Source organism: Streptococcus oralis subsp. oralis (assembly GCF_002096495.1).
In the GTDB taxonomy this organism is placed as follows: domain Bacteria; phylum Bacillota; class Bacilli; order Lactobacillales; family Streptococcaceae; genus Streptococcus; species Streptococcus oralis_CU.
On record NZ_NCUO01000008.1, the window covers coordinates 101,536 to 123,473 of the forward strand.

Genomic DNA, 21,938 nt, shown 5'->3' on the forward strand with positions numbered 1-21,938 from the left:
CTTTCTTTTTTAAAAAAATTAGAAATATTATCTACTTCTATTCAAAAGATCTTTAGCTTTCTCTAATCTCAATTGCCAACTTGCTTTTTTATCTTCTTGTGAACTCCTTAGGATCGCTTCTTCTAAAATTAAAATCTCATCTGCATATTGTTTCAAACTACGAAAAGTTTTTGAATATTCATTATATAAGGCTGGTGCGTCATATCCTAAAGCTCGAGCTCTATCATATAAAGCTATAGCCTGCTCTATTTCACCTTGTTTTCTTAGTTTTTGACCTTTCTGAAACAAAGGAAAGCCTTGGTCAAATGCCTTATCAAAATCATTCAAATTCTTAATTTTCTCAATTGGAATTCTATTATATGAACTACGTAAAGAATTAAAACTATACGATAAATCCTCATGACTTGGTAAACTTAATTGTTTTAAATATTTCCATACATCCATTAAATGATAACATGGGATTTTGCAACCAATTCTTTCCTCTGCATTTTTCATATTTACTTCATAATTGACAACAGAGTCATCAGATAGATAAATCCAAGAAGTAACTGATTTAGCAAAGCGAGTTTTCAAAATAGTTGAATTAATTTGTTTTAACCATCTTTGGACATCTGATAAATATTTATTGAATTCTCCCCCGTAAACAATTGTAGCCTCTTGTTGTGAAATACTTCCTTCAACAAAATACACCTTTTGTAGCATAGCTAGTTCAACTTCATCAAAAGCCTTGTGCTGAACTTTAAAATAATGTTCATCTATTTCACTTGCAAATAGTACAGGCGAGGTCTCAAATTTATAAGGTGGCGTTGACAAAGCAGGTCCGTATCCATTATCACGTTTAGTATCAAACGGTATAATTCTATTTGTTAATCTATGCGTTGTTTCATTTAAGATTCTTTTGATTTCTGTAGACTCGTACTCAAGGGCCTCTTCTTCTGATAAATTATCTTTTAGAATTTCTATAACTGTCTCATACTGAGCTCTTATTTTCTCTGCTTCGTACGCTCTATCGTGTTTACTGTGTGCTCTATCGCCTTTCCCTTTACCAATATAGAATATTTCTCCAGTATCCTTGATTTTCCAAGCATAAACATAATACTCGTTATTAAAAGAAGTTATCGGATTGTTTCTGTCCGTTTCTTCAATTTGAATATTATTTCTATACAATGGAGAAAAAGAATTTTTTGACTCACAAGCAAAACAAGTACCTTCTTGATTGACTCTTAAGAATATTCCTTTTTTCCCACAAACTACACACTTAGCCATTATTTTTTCTCACTCAAATTCTTCTTTCCCAATCCACACAGATGGATAATGATCCAGTGTATTTAAATCTGTATCCAGAGGTAGATCATAGATGGCTAAATAGTTTTCAGGATATTGTGCAACTAGCTCTTCATACTTAGCTTTCACTTTTTCGTGATTACTACTAGCATACAAGACTTCGACGACTGCTCCTGTCTTGTCTTTTTCGATAAATGCGTTGACAATGATTTGAATCATAGTAATCGATAAAGCCCGGAGTCCGTATCCAGTTTAGAAGATACGGGGACCTTGTTCCTTTCTGTTTAAAATATTTATTGCAGAATATATTAGTTAAGCTAGATAACATATCTCTCTCAGTTTTTATACTTTCCATATGAGTAAAGACTTTATATATTACTTAATCAAATACCGAGTATGCCATTTCATTCTTTATCTGATCAAATTAGACTATATTTTTTGTTAATTTCTTTTAACTGCTCTTGCATTTGTCGTTCAGTATGCCAAGCATCACCACTATAATCATCCATCATTAACTTTTCATAATGTTTAATAAACTCTTTAACATTATCATATTGTCTTAAGTTAGAATCTTCCGATACCCTATATGTAATATAAGCTACATAGTTTATATAAGAACGAAATTTTAAATAATCAAATGTTGATGTTGAGTGGCGTTTTTGCCCTGTAGATGTCATTGTATAATAATATAAGTGGCTGATTCTATCTAATATTTTTTCAAAAAACAAAGTGTTGCTTTGTAAAAAACGACTTTCACAGAAATCGACATCTAGCAATCTTGAATCAGTTTGTTTTAATAGAAAAAGCAACGTATTTATCAATGTATCTGGATTTGCATCACTAAAAATTTCATCGATAAATTTCCAGAAGTTATTAGAAAACTCCTCACAAAAATACCTGAATTGATAATTTTTTTTCAAAATCTCTAAACTAGTAAAAAGTTTAATCATTTCATTATGAAAATTATATTTACCAGTACATATATATAAATAAATTTCTTCTTCTTCAGAAAAACTTTTACTTATTTGTTTTGAGTATTTATTGTCTTGAAAGACCTTTGATAAAAAATCTATGATGATGTTTGGATACTCTTCATTGTAATCAGAACCAATCAAATATTTTTTTATTAGACTTTTAATAACAATACTCTTATTATCAATCGAAAAGTTATCAAACTGGTCAAATAAGTCATCTAAATATTTTGAGTCATTATTCGAATACTTAACTACTTTATCTAATTCATCTAGCCAAGCATCTATCGTCCCATTTATTACAAAATATGGATAAATATACTGGATTTCATTCCACAACTCCAATACAGTTGACTCAGATATTAATCTATCCTTAGCGTGAGCAGCATTGTTTCTGAGAACTCTCATATGCGAACATTTTTGTTTTATTTTATCAGGTAATCTAAATACATTATTAGTATCTTTAGCTTGGATTAATATCTCATTAACCGTTTGTTCCCACTCATCTTCATTTTGAAGGGATTTAATCTTCTCCTCCCATCGAGCCTCTTTTATATCCTGTTTATTTTCAGGACAATCGGACATAAAATTAGATGGGGTCCCCCGATAATCAATAGCCAATTTTGCAATATATTTATGATTTGCAAGATAAGAAAAAATATACGAAGCCTTATATGCTTCAACCTGATAGCACTTCAATGACTCTTGATATAGTTCGTCATCTTCAAAACCATTATCTATTAACCATTTTTTAAATTCTCTTACTTCCATTTTCTAATCAATCCCTTTCCCAAACTCTTCAACCTCTTCCGGCACACTACTAAACAAAGTCACATGTCCCATCTTGCGGTTGTGCTTCGCTTCTATTTTACCATACATATGGAGGTGGACGCTTGGATTTTCTGCGACATACTTTTCAGCAGCCTCGACGTGTTGGCCGAGGACGTTGAGCATGACTGCAGGCGCATGCAATTTGATAGCTGGCAATGGTGCTCCGAGAACACCCAAGATATGGGTGTCAAACTGGGAGAAGTCACAGGCTTCGATGGAATAGTGCCCAGAGTTGTGTGGACGTGGGGCGATTTCATTGACAATGATGTCGTCAGCAGTCGCAAACATTTCCACGCACAGCGTTCCAGACAAGTTGAGTTGCTCAGCGATTCTCACGGCCATGGCTTTGGCTTTCTCAGCTAAACTTTCAGAAATTCGAGCAGGCACAATGGTTTTTGAAAGAATGTTGTTTCGGTGAATATTTTCCTGAACTGGGAAAACCGTAACATCCTTGCCATTCCCTGATACAATGACAGAAATTTCAAGGTCAAAGTTGACGAATTCTTCCAAGACACAGTCTGCTGAGTCTGCTAGCGCATAGGCTTCTGCCAAATCTGCTTCTGAGCGAATGACTTTTTGTCCATGCCCATCGTAGCCACCTGTCGCGGTCTTGAGGACATAGTTTTTAGACAGGTCCATATCTGCCAAATCTTGGCTTGAGATCACAACCTTGTAAGGTGCCACAGTGACTTGAGCCTTGTTTGAGAGAAAGTCCTTTTCAAAGATGCGATTTTGGGAGATGCGAAGCAGGTCGGTTCCTTGAGGAAGTTGACCATCCTTGATGACAGCATCCAAACCGTCAGCATCGACATTTTCAAACTCATAGGTGAGGACATCGCAACGCTCAGCCAACTGACGCAGAGCATCCACGTCATTATAAGGCGCCACAATGATTTCCGCTACGCGAGATGCTGGACAATCAGCCGCAGGATCCAGCGCGATAACCTTGTGGCCCATGTAGATAGCAGAAATGGCCATCATTTGACCCAGCTGGCCGCCACCGATAATTCCGATTGTTTTAGATGAGCTCATTTGACGACTCCTCTGCGATTTTTCCTTGTTCTTCTGCAAAATCTGCCAAAGCTGTCGCGATAGCCTGATTCTCTACTGAAAGGAGACGGAGGGCAAAGAGAGCCGCATTTGTCGCACCTGCTTCACCGATAGCCATAGTTGCGACTGGTACTCCACCTGGCATCTGAACGATGGAATAGAGTGAATCCACGCCACTAAGAGCGCGCGACTTGACCGGTACCCCGATGACAGGAAGGGTTGTTTTCGCTGCGACCATACCTGGCAAATGGGCTGCGCCGCCAGCACCCGCAATAATGACCTTGATGCCACGACTACGGGCTTCTTCAGCATGGCGGAACATAAGATCTGGCGTACGGTGGGCAGAGACAACTTTCTTTTCGTAGGCTACACCAAAGCGATCTAGGACTTCTGCCGTTTTTTGCATGGTTGCCCAGTCGGATTTTGAGCCCATGATGATGGAAATTACTGGTTTCATTTTTAATCCTTTTTCTTCCTTTTTTTGACAATCACCTTAGGTTGTGAGGGACGGCAGCAGCCACCAAAGGTGTCTCATGCCTAAATCGGAAGCCCAAGGTCTTCCGATTTCCCTGAACGATTGGCTTATAATCCAATCGTTCTTTCACAACGGCGGTGATTGCTCTATATCAGCTCGCTTTCGCTCGCCATGGCAAATATATCTGTTAATCTTTTATGGCCTTGCTTCCGATATCTGTTCGGTAAAAGAGGCCTTCTGTTTTTTGTTGGGAGAGTTCTTGGTAGATGGTTTCTTGGGCTTCTTTGACGGTATCTGCTGTGGTGACGAGCATATAGACTCGTCCGCCGTTGGATAGCAATTCTCTGCTATTTTCCGCAAACTTAGCCCCTGCATAGTAGGTGATGATATCACCCTCTGTCTTAGCTGGCAATTCAACACCTTTTTCATAGTCAAGCGGGTAACCGTTTGATGCGACAACCACACCCAGCGTCACACCCTTGTCCGTCCAAGTGATGTTTGGCTCCTTGCTATCGAGGATATCCGTGATATTTTGTGCAAAGTCAGATGTCAAACGAGGCAGGATAATCTGGGTTTCTGGATCTCCGAAGCGAGCGTTGAACTCGATGACTTTGGGTCCATCTGCTGTCAGGATAAGCCCTGCGTAAAGGACACCAAGATACGGACGACCTTCTTTGATCATACCTTCAAGAACTGGCTTGACAATAGTCTCCTCTGCCGTATCAACTACACTCTGTGGTAAGTGTGGAACTGGCGCATAGGCACCCATCCCACCCGTGTTAGGCCCCTTGTCCCCATCATAGGCACGTTTGTGGTCCTGAGCTGTTGGCATAATGTAGAACTTGTCCCCATTGACAAAGGCAAAAAGAGAAAACTCTTCCCCATCAAGGAATTCCTCGATGACCACACGCGCGCCTGAATCACCGAATTTATTGTCCAAAAGCATCTCGTGAGCGGCTTCGACCGCTTGCTCAACCGTTTCAGCAACGACGACACCCTTACCAAGCGCTAAACCATCTGCCTTGACGACGATAGGAGCGCCTTTCTCCTCGATATAAGCCTTGGCTTCCTCGAAATCTGAAAATGTGCCATAGGCTGCCGTCGGAACGTCGTATTTGACCATGATTTCCTTAGCAAAGTCCTTAGACCACTCCAGCTCCGCCGCCAATCTTGTCGGACCAAAAGCCTTGAGACCAGCTGCATTGAAATCATCCACAATTCCAGCCGCAAGGGCGTCATCTGGACCAATGAAGGACCAATCAATATCTTTGGCTTTTGCAAACTCAATCAATTTAGAATGTTCGGAAATAGAGATATTTACCAATTCCAGACCATCCAAAGTCATTCCGTCATTTCCAGGAGCTACAAAAACTTTTTCAACCTCTTTTGACTCAATCAACTTCTTAGCAATCGCATGTTCACGACCACCCGAACCGACAACTAACAGTTTCATCTCTCAACCTCTTTTGCGAATTATTTACTAATATTATAACACAAACGTTCGCTTTAATCTCGTTCCACTCCGCGTTTTAGGCAAAAAAAGGAAAGAAACTGTTTTCTTTCCTTTACATTCTTAATGTCTAAAATGTCTTACTCCTGTGAAGACCATGGTCAAGCCGTATTTATCAGCCGCTTCGATAGACTCTTGGTCACGGACGGATCCACCTGGCTGGATGATGGCCTTGATACCTGCTTTTGCGATTTCTTCCACATTATCCGCAAATGGGAAAAAGGCATCTGAAGCAAGAACAGCACCGTCAAGACGGTCTTTAGCTTGATCAATGGCGATACGAACAGAGGCCACACGGTTAGTTTGACCTGGGCCGACACCCAGCGTCATGTGGTCGTTGGTGATGATGATACCGTTTGATTTGACATACTTGATAGCCTTCCAAGCGAACTCAAGAGCTGTCGCTTCTGTCTCGGTTGGCTGGCGTTTGGTCACCACTTGCCAGTCAGCTGGGCTCTCTTTGACAACGTCTTGGTTTTGAACGAGGAGTCCACCGACAACACCTGTGTATTCTGCTTCCACTTCACTAGCGTCTTGGGCATCAAATGGCAAGGCAAGAATGCGCAAGTTTTTCTTTTTGTTGGTCAAAATAGCTAGCGCTTCATCCGTATAGCTTGGTGCGATGATGATCTCGAGGAAAACGCCATGCATCTTCTCAGCTGTCGTAGCATCCACCTCACGGTTGAGAACGACAATCCCACCAAAGATAGAAACTGGGTCAGACTCATAAGCGTAGTCCCAAGCAGTCTCGATGTCATCAGCTTGACCAATCCCACATGGGTTCATGTGTTTGAGAGCTACAACCGTTGGACGTTCTTTGAAGTCACGGATGATACGGATAGCAGCATCGGCATCACGGATATTGTTAAAGGACAATTCCTTACCGTTAAGCTGTTTGGCTGAAGCGATGGAGTAATCCGTTGGCAAGGCTTTTTGGTAGAAGTCCGCATCCTGTTGTGGGTTCTCACCGTAACGCATGGCTTGCTTGAGGTCATAGGTTAAAGTGAGTTTTTCAGGTTTGCTTTCTCCCACTTGTGCTGTGAAATACTCTGCAATCAAGGCATCATAAGCTGCTGTGTGACGAAAAACCTTAGCCGCTAAACGTTGGCGAGTTTCGTAAGTCGTTTCACCATTGGCTGACAATTCGTCAAGAACCACCGCATAATCCACTGGGTCTACCACAACTGTTACGCTGGCGTGGTTTTTAGCTGCTGAACGAAGCATAGATGGCCCGCCGATATCGATGTTTTCAACTGCGTCAGCGTAGGTCATATCTGGTTTGAGGATTGTTTCCTTGAAAGGATAGAGGTTGACCACCACAAGGTCAATGAGCTCAATCTGATTATCCTTGGCTGCTTGAAGGTGACTATCCAAGTCACGACGAGCGAGGAGCCCACCGTGGATATTTGGATGAAGGGTCTTGACACGACCGTCCATCATTTCTGGGAAGCCCGTCACATCATCGATGGCAATGGTCTCCACCCCAGCATTATCAAGGACAACCTTGGTTCCACCTGTTGAGATGATGTCCCAACCAAGTTTTTTAAGTTCTTGGGCAAATTCAACAATGCCCGCTTTATCTGAGACGCTGATTAAGGCGCGTTTAGTCATGTTTGTTCCTTTCTTTGTATCAAGAGGTGCTTTCACATCATTTACACTAAAGACTGGCGTTCATAGTCTGTAAGCTGATTTCCAAGTTCTTTTAACAGTTTTATGACCTCAAGCTTACTAGTTTCACTTTCGTACACATTTCGCAGTTCTGCATCTGTCGCACCAATCAGGGTTACAAATTCCACTTTTCCATGCGGAGTATCAAGAGGCTTAGCTAAATCATCAGCAGCAGTCAAAAATCCTGTCAGACTAGATTTCTGCTGAGCATCAATTCCTACCGTTTGCTTGGTATAAATGTATTCCTCTGGCAAAACCACTTTACCTGTTTGAAAAATATATCTTGCCACATACTGTAGTAAACCACAGCCATTTTTGATTTCTTCTTCGTCATTATTTGATTTCTTTAACTTAAAAGTTAATTCAATCCCATAACCACTGTATTCAGGGTCGTCGCTTTCTTTTGTATATAACTCTGACAGACCATAGCTGACAAAATGCCAAAAATCTCCCGCATCATAAACACTGATGCCATCAAGCGGATCTGGACCGCCCAACATATACTTGATAACTGTCCCATAGTGAAGTGGATTGGGTTGATCCGGATATAAACGATTAAACTCTGCATCGATCGCATGCCATCCGGGAGTGCTATCATCTGTATTTTCAGCTTCAACAACAATTTTGCCTTCATCTTCAATTGGTGTCTCTTCATCTGAAGATTTTTTCTTAAAAAAATCAAATAACCCCATAATATCCTCCTTATCTGCTGTTGGACCTTCATAAAATCAGCTCTGATTTCGTTTTTATCTTCTCTCCACTCCCAAGCTATCCAGCACCTCTGGATACAACTTGTACTCTGCCTCATGAATCCGAGCTTCAAAGCTTTCGATAGTATCATCTGCTAGACGTGGCACACGGATTTGTTTGATGACCTTGCCTGTATCCACACCTGAGTCCACCCAGTGAATGGTCACACCGCTCTCAGCAACCCCAGCATTCCAAGCGTCCTCAATCCCATGAGCTCCTGGAAATTCTGGAAGGTAGGCAGGATGAATGTTGATAATTCGACCTTCATAAGCTGCTAATAAAGTTGGCCCAACTATTTTCATGTAGCCTGCTAGACAAACCAAGTCAATCTGGTGTTCTTCCAAGAGTTCGGCAAGAGCTGCTTCGTAGTCCGCCTTGTTCTCAAACTCCTTGAGTTCAAAAGCATAGGACAGGACGCCGAGCTTGTCTGCACGTTCCAGCACATAGGCGTCACGATGGTCTGAAAAAACAAATTCCACCGGAAATTCTTCGGCAATCACCTGAAAATTTGAGCCGTTACCAGAGGCAAAAACCGCTATTTTTTTCATTTGATGATGACACTTTCGTTTTCTTTCTTGACGATGCGACCAATTTCATAGACTGGTTCATCCAACAATTCCTTGACGCGACCTACATTTTCAGGGCTAACTGCCAGCATGAGTCCCACACCCATGTTGAAGATTTCAAACATTTCTTCATGCTTGATTTCACCGTATTTTTCAAGGGCTTTGAAAATCGGAAGCACTGGAACCTTGTCTTCTTCAATTTCCGCAGCTAGGTCAGCCGCAAACATACGAGGAACATTCTCGATAAAGCCGCCACCTGTGATGTGGGCAATTCCATTGACCAACTCTTCCTTGATGAGTGGCAAGACAGCCTTGACATAGATACGAGTCGGCTCAAGAAGGACCTCCTTGAGTTTCTTGCCTTCCAATTCCGGCAAGACTTCCTCACCCGTGTAGTCGGCAAAAACACGGCGCACGAGTGAGTAACCATTCGAGTGAATCCCACTTGACGCAAGTCCGAGAAGAACATCACCTTCTGCCACTTTTGAACCGTCAATGATTTGAGATTTTTCAGCCACACCGACCGCAAATCCAGCCAAGTCGTAGTCATCTTCGCCATACATACCAGGCATTTCAGCCGTTTCCCCACCGATGAGGGCTGCGCCTGCCTGCACACAGCCTTCTGCCACACCAGCAACGACTTGTTCTAGTTTAGCTGGTTCATTTTTACCAGTTGCGACATAGTCGAGGAAATAGAGGGGCTCCGCACCTGCAGCGATAATATCGTTGACACACATGGCCACACAGTCCTGCCCGATGGTATCATGCTTATCATACTTGATGGCCAACATGAGCTTAGTTCCGACACCGTCAGTCCCTGAGATCAAGACCGGTTCTTTGACACCTGTTTTTGAGAGGTCAAACATGCCACCGAAACCACCAAGAGCTCCCATGACACCCGCACGCTCCGTGCGAGCCACGTGCTTTTTGATCCGCTCAACAACTTCATAACCCGCTTCAACATCCACACCCGACTGGGCGTACGCATTTTTATTTGCCATTTTATTTTTCCTTTTCTTTGAGAAGATTGCGACGTATTTTTAGATAAACAATTATTTTATCTAAAAATACTAGTCAGGGCTCTAGCTTTGGTCCCATAAGGCAAAGCGTCTACTGACAAATGCTTTAGCTTTTAGTCAGTAGCGAGACGTGGAGCATAAGCATTTTTATTTGTCATCTTCTCTTCCTTTCCTTTCATGGAGAGTCTTTATCCGTCTATTTGTAAAAACTTGTCTTATCCCCCAAACTTCTACGATAGTCTTCCTCATAGTCGTAGAGAGGAGTTGGGTAGTCGCCGTCAAAGTAGGCGACACAAAGACCACCGTTTGGCGCACCTGTTTCAATCCCGATAGAATCAATCAAGCCATCAATCGAAAGATAGGTCAGGCTATCCGCACCAATGATTTGACGAGTTTCTTCGACCGTATGATTGGCCGCAATCAGCTCCTGACGCGTCTGGATATCAATCCCATAAAAACATGGATAAGCTAGCGCTGGACTACCAATAGCAACATGAACCTCAGACGCACCTGCTTCTTTCAAAAGCTGAACGATACGGCGAGAGGTCGTCCCACGAACAATGGAATCATCCACCATAACCACACGTTTGCCTTTGACAACACCCGAAACAGCAGAGAGTTTCATCCGCACCCCTTGCTCCCGCAATTCTTGAGTCGGTTGGATAAAGGTACGTTGCGTGTATTGGTTTTTGATGAGACCCATTTCATTTGGCAGACCAGATTCTTCTGCAAATCCCATAGCTGCGCTGAGCGAGGAATTTGGCACACCGACCACGATATCTGCCTCATGCTTAAATTCACGCGCTAATTGAGCCCCCATACGTTTGCGAGCTGTATGGACATTAACACCATGGATATTAGAGTCAGGACGGGCAAAATAGATATACTCCATAGAGCAAATCGCCAACTGGGTATCATTCGTATAGGTATCGTACTGAATCCCATTGTCATCCACAATCACAATTTCCCCTGGTTTCACATCACGAATCCACTCGGCACCGATGACTTCAAAGGCACAGGTTTCAGATGAAACCACTACTGCTCCGTTTGCCATTTTCCCAATAGAAAGTGGACGGAAACCATTAGGATCAAGCGCCGCAATCAACTTGTCCTCAAATAGCAGGATATAAGCAAAGCCACCTTTTACAAGGCTGAGCGCCTCCTTGATTTTGCCCATCAAGTTCGGATTGTGACTCCGACGAATGAGGTGTGCCAAGATTTCCGAGTCCGAAGTTGAACTGAAAATAGCTCCTCTTTGTTCCAATTCTTGCTTGAGAGATTCGGCATTGGTCAAGTTTCCGTTGTGAGCAAGTCCAAACTGCATATCATGAAAGCGAAAGAGGAAGGGCTGGATGTTATCCACAGAAGCTTCGCCAGCAGTCGCATAACGAACATGTCCAATCGCGCTCGTTCCAGTTAGTTTATCCAAATTAGCTGGATTTCTGAACACTTCTGATAAAAGCCCCATATCACGATGACGCTTCAATTTCCCCTGATCATTGGAGAGGATTCCTGCCCCCTCCTGACCACGGTGCTGAAGACTGTGGAGCCCAAAATAGGTCAATTTTGCAGCATCTGGATGTCCCCAGATACCGAAAACACCACATTCTTCATTAAGAGATTTTACTTCGTATGTCATTTTTTATACCTAATTTTTATTTTTGCATCATTCCTTCAGTAGAGCCGAACGATACGGTAGAAGCTCGTTGCACTCGCAAAACAAACCTTTTACAATCATCAAGAGCTACATGGCTTTTACATTACTGATATTGTCTATCGGAAAAAACACAAATCTTACTTTCCAGTAAAGTATTTAACAGCCGACGCGAACAGGTGCTGGTCTTTATTTCCTGGGATGTTTTGGAAGAGACCGTCTTCATAACGTTCTGAGTGTCCCATTTTACCGATGATTTGACCATTCTTGCTGGTAATTCCTTCGATGGCATTTACAGAACCATTCGGATTGTACTTAGAATCCATACTTGGTTTGCCGTCAAAGTCAACGTATTGGCTAAAGATTTGACCATTGGCACGGAGCTCTGCAAATTCCTCAGCCGTCACGACAAATTTCCCTTCACCGTGCGATACTGGGATGGCATGGATATCGCCCACTTGTACTCCAGCTAACCATGGTGAGTTGGTATTGGCAATTCGAGTTTCCACCATCTTAGCCACGTGCTGGTTGGCATCATTGTAGAAGAGGGTTGGGCTAGTACTGTTAGCATCCTCGAAGTTCCCGTATGGAAGAAGACCTGATTTGACCAAGGCCTGGAACCCATTACAGATACCGATAATCAAGCCACCACGAGCGATAAAGCTATCAATAGCTACACGCACTTTTTCATTGAGCAGGATGTTGACGATAAACTTAGCTGATCCATCCGGCTCATCCGCAGCTGAGAAACCACCCGCGAAGAAAAGGATATTAGCCTTGCCGATATTGTCAACCATAGTTTCAACTGACTTGACAATAGCCTCTTCATTCAAGGTCACGAATGGCACCAAGTTGACTTCTGCACCTTCTTTTTCAAAAGCTTTTGCTGAATCATATTCCGAGTTTGTTCCTGGGAAGACTGGGATGTAAACCACCGGTTTTTCAATAGTTTCCTTGACTTTGATGACTGCGTTAGAAGCGACAGCTGGTACTTCGTCCAATTCTTTAGATTGGGCAAATTCTGTTGGGTAAACTTCTTCCAGTTTCCCTTGGAAGGCACTGTCAAGCTTCTGTCCATCTAGCTTCACACCGTTGACAAGGAGTGTAAAGTCTGCTTTCGTTTGTCCAATCTTCTCTACTCCAGCGATTTCTTCAGGAGATGTGAAGACAAATCCGCCTAATTGAGCTGTCAAGGCTGTTTCAAATTCAGGCAAGGTTACCTCTGCACCAATATGATTCCCAAAAGTAGCAAGAGCCAAGCTTTCAAGGACACCACCGTATTTGACAGCTGATGCAGATGTTACTTTGTGACCAGCTTGGATGGCTTCAAACTGAGCAAAATTAGACTTAATCAAGTCAAAATCAATCTCTGCAGCAAGAGCTTGACCTGGGATGTAGTAGATATTTTCACCAGCAGTCTTGAACTCAGGAGAGAGCACCTTACGGCTATCTGCCGTCGTCACCCCAAAGGCGACCAAGGTTGGTGGTACCGTCAATTCTTCAAAGGTACCAGACATGGAGTCCTTACCACCGATAGATGGCAAACCAAGCTGGATTTGTGCTTCAATAGAGCCTAGAAGGGCGGCTACTGGCTGACCAAAACGCTCAGCTTGCTTGTCCATGCGCTCGAAATATTCTTGGTAAGAGAAACGAGCCTTAGACCAGTTGGCACCAGCAGCCACTAAACGAGCTGTCGCTTCGATAACCGCATAGGCAGCACCGTGGTATGGAGACCATTCTGCCACATAAGGGTTGAAACCTTGCGCCATGACTGACGCAGTGTGAGTCACACCGTGTTGGACTGGCAACTTTTGCACAGAAGCTTCAGTTGGTGTGAGTTGGTAGCGACCACCAAGTGGGTGATTGACCGTTGAACGACCGACCGAACAGTCAAAGATGGTTTGCAAGCCTTTTTGACTCGCATGGTTGAGGTCAGATAGAACCGCAAGGGTATCTGCTTCAAGTGTTTCAGCAGATGTTTGACGTTCTTCTGGAAGCTTGACATCCTTGTCTACCACCTTGGCATCGACAACCACGCGCACACCGTTTGTATCAAGGAAACGGCGTTCCAAGTCGACAATTGTTTCACCATTCCAGTGCATGACAAGATTTGGTTTTTCAGTCACTGTTGCCACAACAACAGCGTCAATATTTTCTTTATTACATTCAGCAACGAAGGCATCTACGTCCTCAGGACGCACCACAACTGCCATCCGTTCTTGTGATTCAGAAATGGCAATTTCTGTACCGTTCAAACCTTGGTATTTAAGAGGAACCTTGTTGAGGTCGATTTCAAGACCATCTGCCAATTCACCGATAGCCACACAGACACCACCTGCTCCAAAGTCATTGGACTTCTTGATGAGACGAGTGACATCGCCATTACGGAAAAGGCGTTGGATCTTGCGCTCTTCGATGGCATTCCCTTTTTGAACCTCAGCACCGGCAGTCTCTACAGACTCAACTGTTTGAACCTTAGAAGACCCTGTCGCACCACCAACACCATCACGCCCAGTCTTGCCACCTAGCAAGATAATCACATCACCCGCTTCAGGTTTTTCACGGACTACATTTTCCTTAGGAGCAGCACCAACAACGGCACCTAGCTCCATGCGTTTAGCTACAAACCCTGGGTGGAAGTATTCACGAACGTAAGTCGTTGCCAGACCAATTTGGTTACCATACGAAGAATAACCGTGAGCCGCTGTTTTCGAAATGACTTGTTGTGGCAATTTCCCAGCGCGCGTTTCTGAAATCGGCGCTGTAATGTCACCAGCACCTGAAATACGCATAGCTTGGTAAACGTAGGAACGTCCTGACAACGGGTCACGAATGGCGCCACCGATACAAGTAGCCGCTCCACCAAATGGCTCAATTTCCGTTGGGTGGTTGTGGGTTTCGTTTTTGAACATAAGGAGCCAAGGTTCCTTGACACCATCAACGTCCACTTCGATTTCAACCGAGCATGCATTGATTTCGTCAGACACTTCCATATCGTCCAAACGACCATTAGCACGCTCATAACGACCGAAAATAGTCGCCATATCCATCAAGGTTTGTGGCTTTTCAGAACGACCTAATTCCTCGCGCATAGCGATATATTTATCATAAGTCGCTTGCAATTGCTTTTGGAATTTAGAAGCTGAGAAATCAATCTGTTTCAACTCCGTCTCAAAAGTCGTGTGACGGCAGTGGTCAGACCAGTAAGTGTCCAAAACCTTGAGCTCCGTCTCAGTCGGCACGCGCCCGATTGACTTGAAGTAGTCTTGGATAAAGAGCAAATCATCCACTTCCATGGCCATCCCTTGCTCGGCCTTGTAGCGGGCAAAGTCTTCTGCCGTATAGCTTTCAAAGAAAGTCAATTCTGGAATAGTCTTGTCTGACTCTGAAAATTCCTGCTTGGCAATTCCTGTCGTGATGTCCTTGAAACGAGAATCAACTGGGTTGAGCAAGTAGTTCTTGACCGCTTCCAACTCAGTCGCATCAGTATCTTTATTAACCAAGTAAAGCTGGGCTGTGTTGACTGTCACATCACTCGAACTTCCCAGTAAAAGCAAGGCTTCCTGTGAAGAAGCTGCACGCTGGTCAAACTGTCCTGGCAAACTTTCAATGGCAAAGAAAGCATAGTTAGCAAGATCAGCCTGCACAGCCGCTTCATCCAAGACATGGTCTGTTACCTGCTCAGAGAAGATGTGCTTCTCTGCAGGTGCAAATAAGTCCTCTGCCAAGTCAAAGACATCATAAACTTGCACAATGCGAATACTTTTCAAAGTTGACAGTCCCAAGTTGTGCTGGAGCTCCCTTACCAAACTCTCTGACTTGACCTGAAAATCAGCCTTTTTCTCAACAAAAATACGTTTATCCATCAATTCTTATTCCTTTATTTCAGCTCTTGCAATGTTCCCAAACGACCTTGAAGGTGTTATTTTAAACCTTGCAACTTTTCCCAGACAATCTCGTAAACGTCTGTTAATTCTCCGAGACCTCTACGGAAAACATCCTTGTCCATGTGGTTGCCATCCGCATCCCACAAACGGCAGTTATCTGGTGAAAACTCGTCTGCCAAGATAATCTTGCCATCCTTGTCAAAACCGAACTCTAGCTTAAAGTCAATCAATTTGAGACCAATCTCAGCAAACCAATCCTTCAAGAGCTCATTGATACGACGGGTTTCTTCCTTCAAGTAAGCAATCTGCTGGTCATCCGCAATTTTTAGGAATTTCACATGCTCATCATTAATAAAGGGATCATCCAAATCATCATTTTTATAGTAAAATTCGACAATTGGAGTCTCAAATGCAATACCTTCTTCTACGCCAAAACGTTTTGAAAAGGAACCAGCCGTGTAGTTGCGGAGCACAACTTCCAAAGGAATAATCTCAACTTTTTTATTGAGCTGTTCCGTATCCGAAAGCTTCTCCACAAAGTGAGTCGCTACACCAGCCGCATTTAATTTCTCAAAAATAAAAGATGAAATCTGATTATTTAACACTCCCTTACCCGCAATCTGCTCCTTCTTGACACCGTTGAAGGCAGTTGCCTGGTCCTTGTAAGTTGAAATAATGAGATTTTCATCCTCAGTTGTATAGATATCCTTGGCTTTTCCCGAATAGATCAGTTGTTTTGACATTTTAAAGTTCGCCTTTCGTTTTACTTGAGCACATTCTACCACAAAAGCATGAAAAATTCAAGGTTTTTACGAATAAATAACGTTTTCCTATTTTAAGCGTAAAGAAAAACTGCAAGATGAACTCTTCTTACAGTTTTAAAATCATTTATCCTCTGAAAAACACGAATATTACCCTTTATTTAAAAATTGATCCCAAAAATAACGGAGATAGCTTTTCTTTCCCGTAATCATCTGCAGGCGGCCTTCTAAACCATAACGAAGTTTTTCAGCCTGTTCCGAAGTTAAATTAGTCTCCGCCTCAATTTTAAAGAAATTTCCTTGTTCAGTCTTTGTAGCTGTCGCATCGATACCTGTAATCGTAGAATCCAGGAAAATTTGATTCTTCGCATCATTAGTCGTAGTATAACGAACAGAGTCCCCAATCTTGACTCTAGCAACATCTTTTGAACTGAGATAAGCTGTGAGTTTGGTTTTCCCTTCTTTTTCCAAGGATGGGTAGAGTTGGGCTAGCAGGCTTCCTTCTGCGACCATCGTAGATTCACTAGTCTCAGGATTGAGGTGAAGCACCCCATCCTCACTTGCTGTAATCTTTCCCTTATCGAGGAGACCTCCCTGGACTTTCTTACCCGACTCTGCTTCTAAAATTTTCTGATCCAAAAGAGTTAATTCCTGACCGACTTTGACTAAGTGCTGAGATTTGAGCGATTCCAGCTGACTATCCAGTCCCGTTGCGTGGGCCTGTTGAGCTCCAGAACCCGCATACTGTACACGATACGTAGCTAGACTAGACTCTAGCTGGGCAATCTGCGCGTCCATCTGTGCAATAACTTGCGATTTAGCTTGCGAATCATCTTCACCTTGATTTTTATAGGTCTGATAAAATGAGTAGGCTGCATTTTGACTATCCAGTTGAGCTCCTGTTTCAATCGCTGACTTAGCTGTTTTATAATCTCGAATTTTATCCTCTGTTTGACTGATAAGATTGCCAATCTCGGCCTGGCTCTGACTTGCTGCCGCATTCTGCGAGGAGATGTTGGCATTTTGCTGCGAAACATTGCTCCTAAGACTACTAGCTTGGCTGAGATAATCTCGAAACATCTCCTGATAACCAAACTTATCCGCCTCTGGAAATTGATCACTCCCCTCTTTCAAACTGGATTGCAAATACCCCAACTGCTTTTTTTGATCCTTTAACATCTCCAATTGACTGGCATATGCCTCAACCTGGACAGCTTCCGCACCTTGCTGGTACTGAACGAGGAGTTCCCCCTGCTTGACTAGTTTGTTTTCTTCCAGATAATTTGCCACAATGCGTTGATTGCTAGTCGACTGGATATTGGCAATGATCCGACTAGGTTCGACAGTCGCTCTGGTAGACAAACTCATCTCCTTCTCTGCAAAAACTGCAAATCCCAGTAAAAACATGAGCAGAAGTGACATAGGTAAAATCACCCGACTGGAAAAATTATGGTAACGACGATTATAAAACTCCGCACTTTCTAAAAATTCTGGTTTCATCTTCTCCTCTTTCTAGCTATTCACCAAATGGGCATAAAAGCCATCCTGTGCAAGCAAGTCTGCATGGGTACCTTCTTCGACAATCTTGCCCTGATCCAAAACAACAACCTTCTCTGTCCGCTCAGCGATGGTCAAGCGATGGGCGATGAAAATCAAGGTCTTATCCAAAGCCATAAGATTATCCACGATTCGCTTCTCTGTCAAAATATCCAAACTGCTAGTCGCCTCGTCCAATATCAAAACAGGTGCATCCGTCAAGAGAGCACGCGCCAGAGCGATTCTCTGCCGTTGTCCACCAGAAATTCCAGCCCCATCCGAAGTTAATTCTGTCTGGTAATTCAGTGGCATGCGCTCAATATCCTCCCGAATCTCTGCTAATTCAACTGCCCGTAAGATATCTTCCTGAGTCGTTCCCTCCTTAGCTCCAAGGAGAAGATTCTCCAAAATCGTTCCGTTAAAGACATAGGGTTGTTGAGGCAGGTAGTTGATATACTGGCGCAAGGCCTTTTTATCAATCTGATTAAGATTGACACCACCTAGACTAATCTCTCCTTGACTAGGGTCATAGAAATTAACCATCATCTTGGCCAAGGTGGTTTTTCCTGACCCTGAAATCCCCACAAAAGCCACTTTAGAACCCTGCGGAATGGTAAAATTAATATCTGACAAGACGTCTCGACCATAGCCATACTTATAGTGAACCTGTTTAAAGGTCATATCCCCTTTCATCATGCTCAAATCTTCTACCGTTTTCTTCTCCTCAAACTCCGAAGCTACTAGATAAACCTCATTTAAGCGATTATTGGCAACCTGCGCTGTCTGAAGTTTGGTTTGTAGGTTAATGATATTTTCCAAAGGATTGGTAAAGTAAACAAGCAGGGTGTTATAAGTAATCAGCTGACCCAAACTCATTTTCCCATCCATAACAAGAATAGCTCCCAGCCAGAGAACGGCAACATTGAGCAGGAGCTGGGCAACTTTTTTCAGTGCCTTTTGCTGGCTTTCTGCCCGACTATAGGTAAAGGATTTTTTCAGATAAGCCACAAATTCCTTGTCAATCTTTTGATAGCGCGAACTTTCACTGGTCAACGACTTAATGGTCTCAATACCGTTGATGTCCTCGATGATAGAAGAAGACAGAACCGCATTAGCTTCCATGGTATCCCGATTCATCTTTTCAAACGGCTTCATAAAGGCAAAGATAATCACTGTATAGATGGGAAGCGCAAGCAGACTAATGAAAAAGAGCGTGATGTTCTGTGAAAATAGCACGAGCGAGATAATCAAAATCGTCGACACATCTAGGAAAATCGAAAGAATGGTCGAAGCTAGCGCGTCGATGATACTGTTGGCATCTGTAAAACGAGATACAATCTCTCCTGTCCTGCGTGTTGCAAAAAAGGACATTGGCAGGTGAAAAACATGCTTAATATAGGACAAAATCACATCGATAGACAGCCGTTGCCCCAGAACAAGTAAAAGATATTCCTGCGCATAAGACAAAATCTGCTGGAGGATATAGACGATGACCAACCCAATAGAGATGATGCCCAGCGTCGAGCGCATCTGGTCTGGCACGTAACTATCAATGATGGACTGAAGATAGTAGGAGCCCACGATATTGATCAAGGTTACCAAGAGTGTCGCTAGGACGATATTGGTAATTAAGCCACGCTGTTTGAATAAAATCGGCAAGAAGGATAGGAGACCCTGTTTCTTCTCCTTATGAGGTTTATAGCCCGGAGATGGCGCCATAAAAATACTGACCCCTGTCCACTCTTGCGCAAAACGCTCACGGGAAATCTTGGTCAGCTTGACACCAGGATCCGGATCAGCGATATGAATGTGCTTTTTATCCTGACCTATCACCACATAGTAGTGGAGCAACTTTCCTTCCTTGAGCACATGAGCCACAAAAGGAAAGGTCAAATCTGGCAGATCAAAGAGCGTCATATCCGCCTTGATAGCTCGCGTTTCAAAACCAATTTCCTGTGCCACCTTGACCAAGCCCAAAGCCGTCGTCCCATCCATGGTCGTCTTAGCTAGTTCTCTTAGATGAGCCAAGGAGTAATAACTACCGTAGTAACCAAAGATCATAGCCAAGGAAGCCACGCCACAATCCATCTGATCCACCTGGGGACGATAGTGCCTTTTCCTAAATTTCATATCCTTCTCCTTTTTCTAATAATCTCTTTAAAAATTTATAAGATTATTTTAACCAAACAAGGACGAAATAAGGGAATTATTTCTGAAAAAACAATATCCTCACCTGAACAGCACTTTTACCAAAGAAAATAGGCAGAACAAGAGTCCTGCCTAGAATATTCAATTACACAGATTTCTTGCCTTTCCCACTTCTTTTGTGAATGGCGTATAAAACGATAAACGCAAACGCGGGTGGCACCAGATAACTACTTTCACTCATTGTTAGCTGAAATCCAAGAGTTGCTAGAATCGTAAAGATGAAAATATTCATTAAAAATAGGAAAATAATATAGTAGAAAATATTTTACAATCCTAATCATTCTATTCTCCTTTTCTTTCTCCTTGGCCCCGATACAGTAAAATAAATACCACTAAAAACAAGGAGATCGTAGGTATATCAAAAGATTCAAACCATGTAGGTAGATTTATTTTGTTTACATCAGCTACGATTCTAATAATTAGATAAGCTATCGAGCTAAATAATACAGTGGTCTCTAGCCAAGCTTTTCCTAGTAATTGAACAACTTTCATCTCAAACTCCGATCTGATGGTTCATCAATTTCCAATCGTACTTTCTTTTGTTTTGTACTTGTATCCTAGATAAAACAGACCAAGTAGAATTGGATAGGTTTCTGGATAAAACAAGGTATTGATCGGATTTTTCATAATCATATACGTTGCGATATAAAGAATAATCGATACGACAAAATACCCCTCAGCAAATCCTAATAAGATTTTTTTCATAGCAGACTCCTATTTACCTGAAAAGAGTGCTCGAGTTGTTAAAATAGCTCCACCTGTATATACAAAACCTTTTACAAAACCAACTGCCACAGGGATAAGAAGGGGAAAGGCTCCCCCTTGAATTTCCTGCAAGTCCGTATCAGTCATTGTTTCAAATTTTAAAATAGATTTTTCCATATCATCTCCTCCTTCTATTACCATCTACTCGTCACATAATTATAACCTGCAATTCCTGCTGCAGTAATTCCACCAGCAATTTTAGCTGCTGTCACAGGATTAGCAATCACCCAAGCTACAATCGGCCATGCTCCCCCATTCACATCCGTCAACTCTTCTTCTGTAAGAGCTACAAAGTTCTGTTCCATGTTGTCAAAGTTTGTCATTTGTTTTCTCCTTATTTTTTCTATATATTTAATCTTTAACCTCTAAGCCACTTAAATAGCCAGATTGGGTAAATTACTGAAATCATTTTCTTCTCTCCTTTCTTTTTTCCTTACCTATCTATTTTCGAGAAGTAATTTAAAATGAACAGGTAAATTTCATTTATTTTAAATACCATTTGATCAACCATGGCAATAAGATTGGTAAATACATCACATAGTCTCCTTCCCTTTTCCTTACCTATCTATTCGAAAAACAATTCGAAAATGAACAATTCATTCATTTTTATTTTAAAAACCACTTAATGAACCACGGATAAAAACCAGTCACATACATAAATGTTCCTCCTTTTTCTTTCTCATCTCTTTATTCGCAATTTCTACTAAAAGTTTCTCTTTTTTCTGCAAATAAAAAACAACATGACTTGCATGTTGCTTTTGGCTATTTTTTATCTTTAATAATCGCTACTACATCCGCTACACTTTGAAGTTGGTCGATTTCCTCATCAGTGATTTCGATACCAAATTCATCTTCTAGTGTCAAAACAAACTCCATCAAATCCACTGAGTCCGCATCTAGATCGTCTTTCAAACTCAAAGCCTCTGTTACGGCAAAGTCTTCTCCCTGTCTCTCTTGGATAATGGTTACAATACGGTCAAAAATTTCTTTTTCTGTCATCTTT

21 protein-coding genes and 1 pseudogene are annotated in these 21,938 nt (G+C 42.3%); all 22 read right to left on the reverse strand.

The features are described from left to right. Nucleotides 1-27: 27 nt before the first annotated feature. Entirely contained in the window at nucleotides 28-1,266 is a 1,239-nt protein-coding gene (locus tag B7717_RS00860) for a GIY-YIG nuclease family protein (RefSeq protein WP_084943989.1), read from the reverse strand. A gap of 9 nt (nucleotides 1,267-1,275) precedes the next feature. Then, nucleotides 1,276-1,503 (reverse strand): phosphoribosylaminoimidazole carboxylase, encoded by a 228-nt coding sequence (locus B7717_RS00865; protein ID WP_084943990.1) that lies wholly within the window; start codon nucleotides 1,501-1,503, stop codon nucleotides 1,276-1,278. Between the two features lie 200 nt (nucleotides 1,504-1,703). Beyond that, entirely contained in the window at nucleotides 1,704-3,026 is a 1,323-nt protein-coding gene (locus B7717_RS00870; protein ID WP_084943991.1) for a hypothetical protein, read from the reverse strand. Between the two features lie 3 nt (nucleotides 3,027-3,029). Then, nucleotides 3,030-4,118, reverse strand: coding sequence for a 5-(carboxyamino)imidazole ribonucleotide synthase (gene purK / locus B7717_RS00875; RefSeq protein WP_084943992.1), 1,089 nt, complete (start codon nucleotides 4,116-4,118; stop codon nucleotides 3,030-3,032). Continuing rightward, the gene (gene purE, locus B7717_RS00880) at nucleotides 4,105-4,593 is read right to left on the reverse strand and encodes a 5-(carboxyamino)imidazole ribonucleotide mutase (protein WP_084943993.1); all 489 of its coding nucleotides are present in this window, start codon (nucleotides 4,591-4,593) and stop codon (nucleotides 4,105-4,107) included. Before purE ends, purK begins: the two co-directional genes overlap by 14 nt. Nucleotides 4,594-4,624: 31 nt before the next feature. Next, nucleotides 4,625-4,741: a phosphoribosylaminoimidazole carboxylase gene (locus B7717_RS09710; RefSeq protein ID WP_080980075.1), complete on the reverse strand. Its 117-nt coding sequence runs from the start codon at nucleotides 4,739-4,741 to the stop codon at nucleotides 4,625-4,627. A 57-nt stretch (nucleotides 4,742-4,798) separates the two neighbouring features. Further along, a complete protein-coding gene (purD, locus tag B7717_RS00890) occupies nucleotides 4,799-6,064 on the reverse strand; it encodes a phosphoribosylamine--glycine ligase (protein ID WP_084943994.1) in 1,266 nt (421 codons plus the stop codon). A 120-nt stretch (nucleotides 6,065-6,184) separates the two neighbouring features. Continuing rightward, entirely contained in the window at nucleotides 6,185-7,732 is a 1,548-nt protein-coding gene (purH, locus tag B7717_RS00895; RefSeq protein ID WP_084943995.1) for a bifunctional phosphoribosylaminoimidazolecarboxamide formyltransferase/IMP cyclohydrolase, read from the reverse strand. Nucleotides 7,733-7,773: 41 nt separating this feature from the next. Further along, entirely contained in the window at nucleotides 7,774-8,481 is a 708-nt protein-coding gene (locus B7717_RS00900) for a suppressor of fused domain protein (RefSeq protein WP_084943996.1), read from the reverse strand. Between the two features lie 54 nt (nucleotides 8,482-8,535). After that, nucleotides 8,536-9,087, reverse strand: coding sequence for a phosphoribosylglycinamide formyltransferase (gene purN, locus B7717_RS00905; RefSeq protein WP_084943997.1), 552 nt, complete (start codon nucleotides 9,085-9,087; stop codon nucleotides 8,536-8,538). Further along, nucleotides 9,084-10,106 carry a phosphoribosylformylglycinamidine cyclo-ligase gene (gene purM, locus B7717_RS00910; RefSeq protein WP_049479236.1) on the reverse strand — a complete coding sequence of 341 codons (1,023 nt, stop codon included), beginning with the start codon at nucleotides 10,104-10,106 and terminating at the stop codon, nucleotides 9,084-9,086. Before purM ends, purN begins: the two co-directional genes overlap by 4 nt. A gap of 214 nt (nucleotides 10,107-10,320) precedes the next feature. Beyond that, complete coding sequence (purF, locus tag B7717_RS00915; RefSeq protein WP_084943998.1) at nucleotides 10,321-11,763, reverse strand: amidophosphoribosyltransferase; 1,443 nt, start codon at nucleotides 11,761-11,763, stop codon at nucleotides 10,321-10,323. 155 nt (nucleotides 11,764-11,918) lie between these two features. Further along, the gene (locus B7717_RS00920; RefSeq protein WP_084943999.1) at nucleotides 11,919-15,644 is read right to left on the reverse strand and encodes a phosphoribosylformylglycinamidine synthase; all 3,726 of its coding nucleotides are present in this window, start codon (nucleotides 15,642-15,644) and stop codon (nucleotides 11,919-11,921) included. Between the two features lie 56 nt (nucleotides 15,645-15,700). After that, nucleotides 15,701-16,408, reverse strand: coding sequence for a phosphoribosylaminoimidazolesuccinocarboxamide synthase (purC, locus tag B7717_RS00925; RefSeq protein WP_000043288.1), 708 nt, complete (start codon nucleotides 16,406-16,408; stop codon nucleotides 15,701-15,703). A gap of 168 nt (nucleotides 16,409-16,576) precedes the next feature. Beyond that, complete coding sequence (comB, locus tag B7717_RS00930) at nucleotides 16,577-17,926, reverse strand: competence pheromone export protein ComB (protein WP_084944000.1); 1,350 nt, start codon at nucleotides 17,924-17,926, stop codon at nucleotides 16,577-16,579. 12 nt (nucleotides 17,927-17,938) lie between these two features. Continuing rightward, nucleotides 17,939-20,092, reverse strand: coding sequence for a peptide cleavage/export ABC transporter ComA (gene comA / locus B7717_RS00935; protein WP_084944001.1), 2,154 nt, complete (start codon nucleotides 20,090-20,092; stop codon nucleotides 17,939-17,941). Between the two features lie 163 nt (nucleotides 20,093-20,255). Further along, nucleotides 20,256-20,451 (reverse strand): annotated as a pseudogene (locus B7717_RS09715) (hypothetical protein). Between the two features lies 1 nt (nucleotide 20,452). Continuing rightward, entirely contained in the window at nucleotides 20,453-20,662 is a 210-nt protein-coding gene (locus tag B7717_RS09720) for a bacteriocin immunity protein (RefSeq protein ID WP_070696356.1), read from the reverse strand. A 24-nt stretch (nucleotides 20,663-20,686) separates the two neighbouring features. Then, nucleotides 20,687-20,875 (reverse strand): hypothetical protein, encoded by a 189-nt coding sequence (locus tag B7717_RS00945; protein WP_000722239.1) that lies wholly within the window; start codon nucleotides 20,873-20,875, stop codon nucleotides 20,687-20,689. Between the two features lie 9 nt (nucleotides 20,876-20,884). Continuing rightward, nucleotides 20,885-21,052, reverse strand: coding sequence for a bacteriocin (locus B7717_RS00950; RefSeq protein ID WP_000415691.1), 168 nt, complete (start codon nucleotides 21,050-21,052; stop codon nucleotides 20,885-20,887). Nucleotides 21,053-21,069: 17 nt separating this feature from the next. Continuing rightward, on the reverse strand, nucleotides 21,070-21,258 hold the full coding sequence (locus B7717_RS00955; RefSeq protein ID WP_000180835.1) for a class IIb bacteriocin, lactobin A/cerein 7B family: 189 nt from the start codon (nucleotides 21,256-21,258) through the stop codon (nucleotides 21,070-21,072). Nucleotides 21,259-21,697: 439 nt separating this feature from the next. Further along, nucleotides 21,698-21,934: an acyl carrier protein gene (locus tag B7717_RS00960; RefSeq protein ID WP_000136435.1), complete on the reverse strand. Its 237-nt coding sequence runs from the start codon at nucleotides 21,932-21,934 to the stop codon at nucleotides 21,698-21,700. Nucleotides 21,935-21,938: the final 4 nt, after the last annotated feature.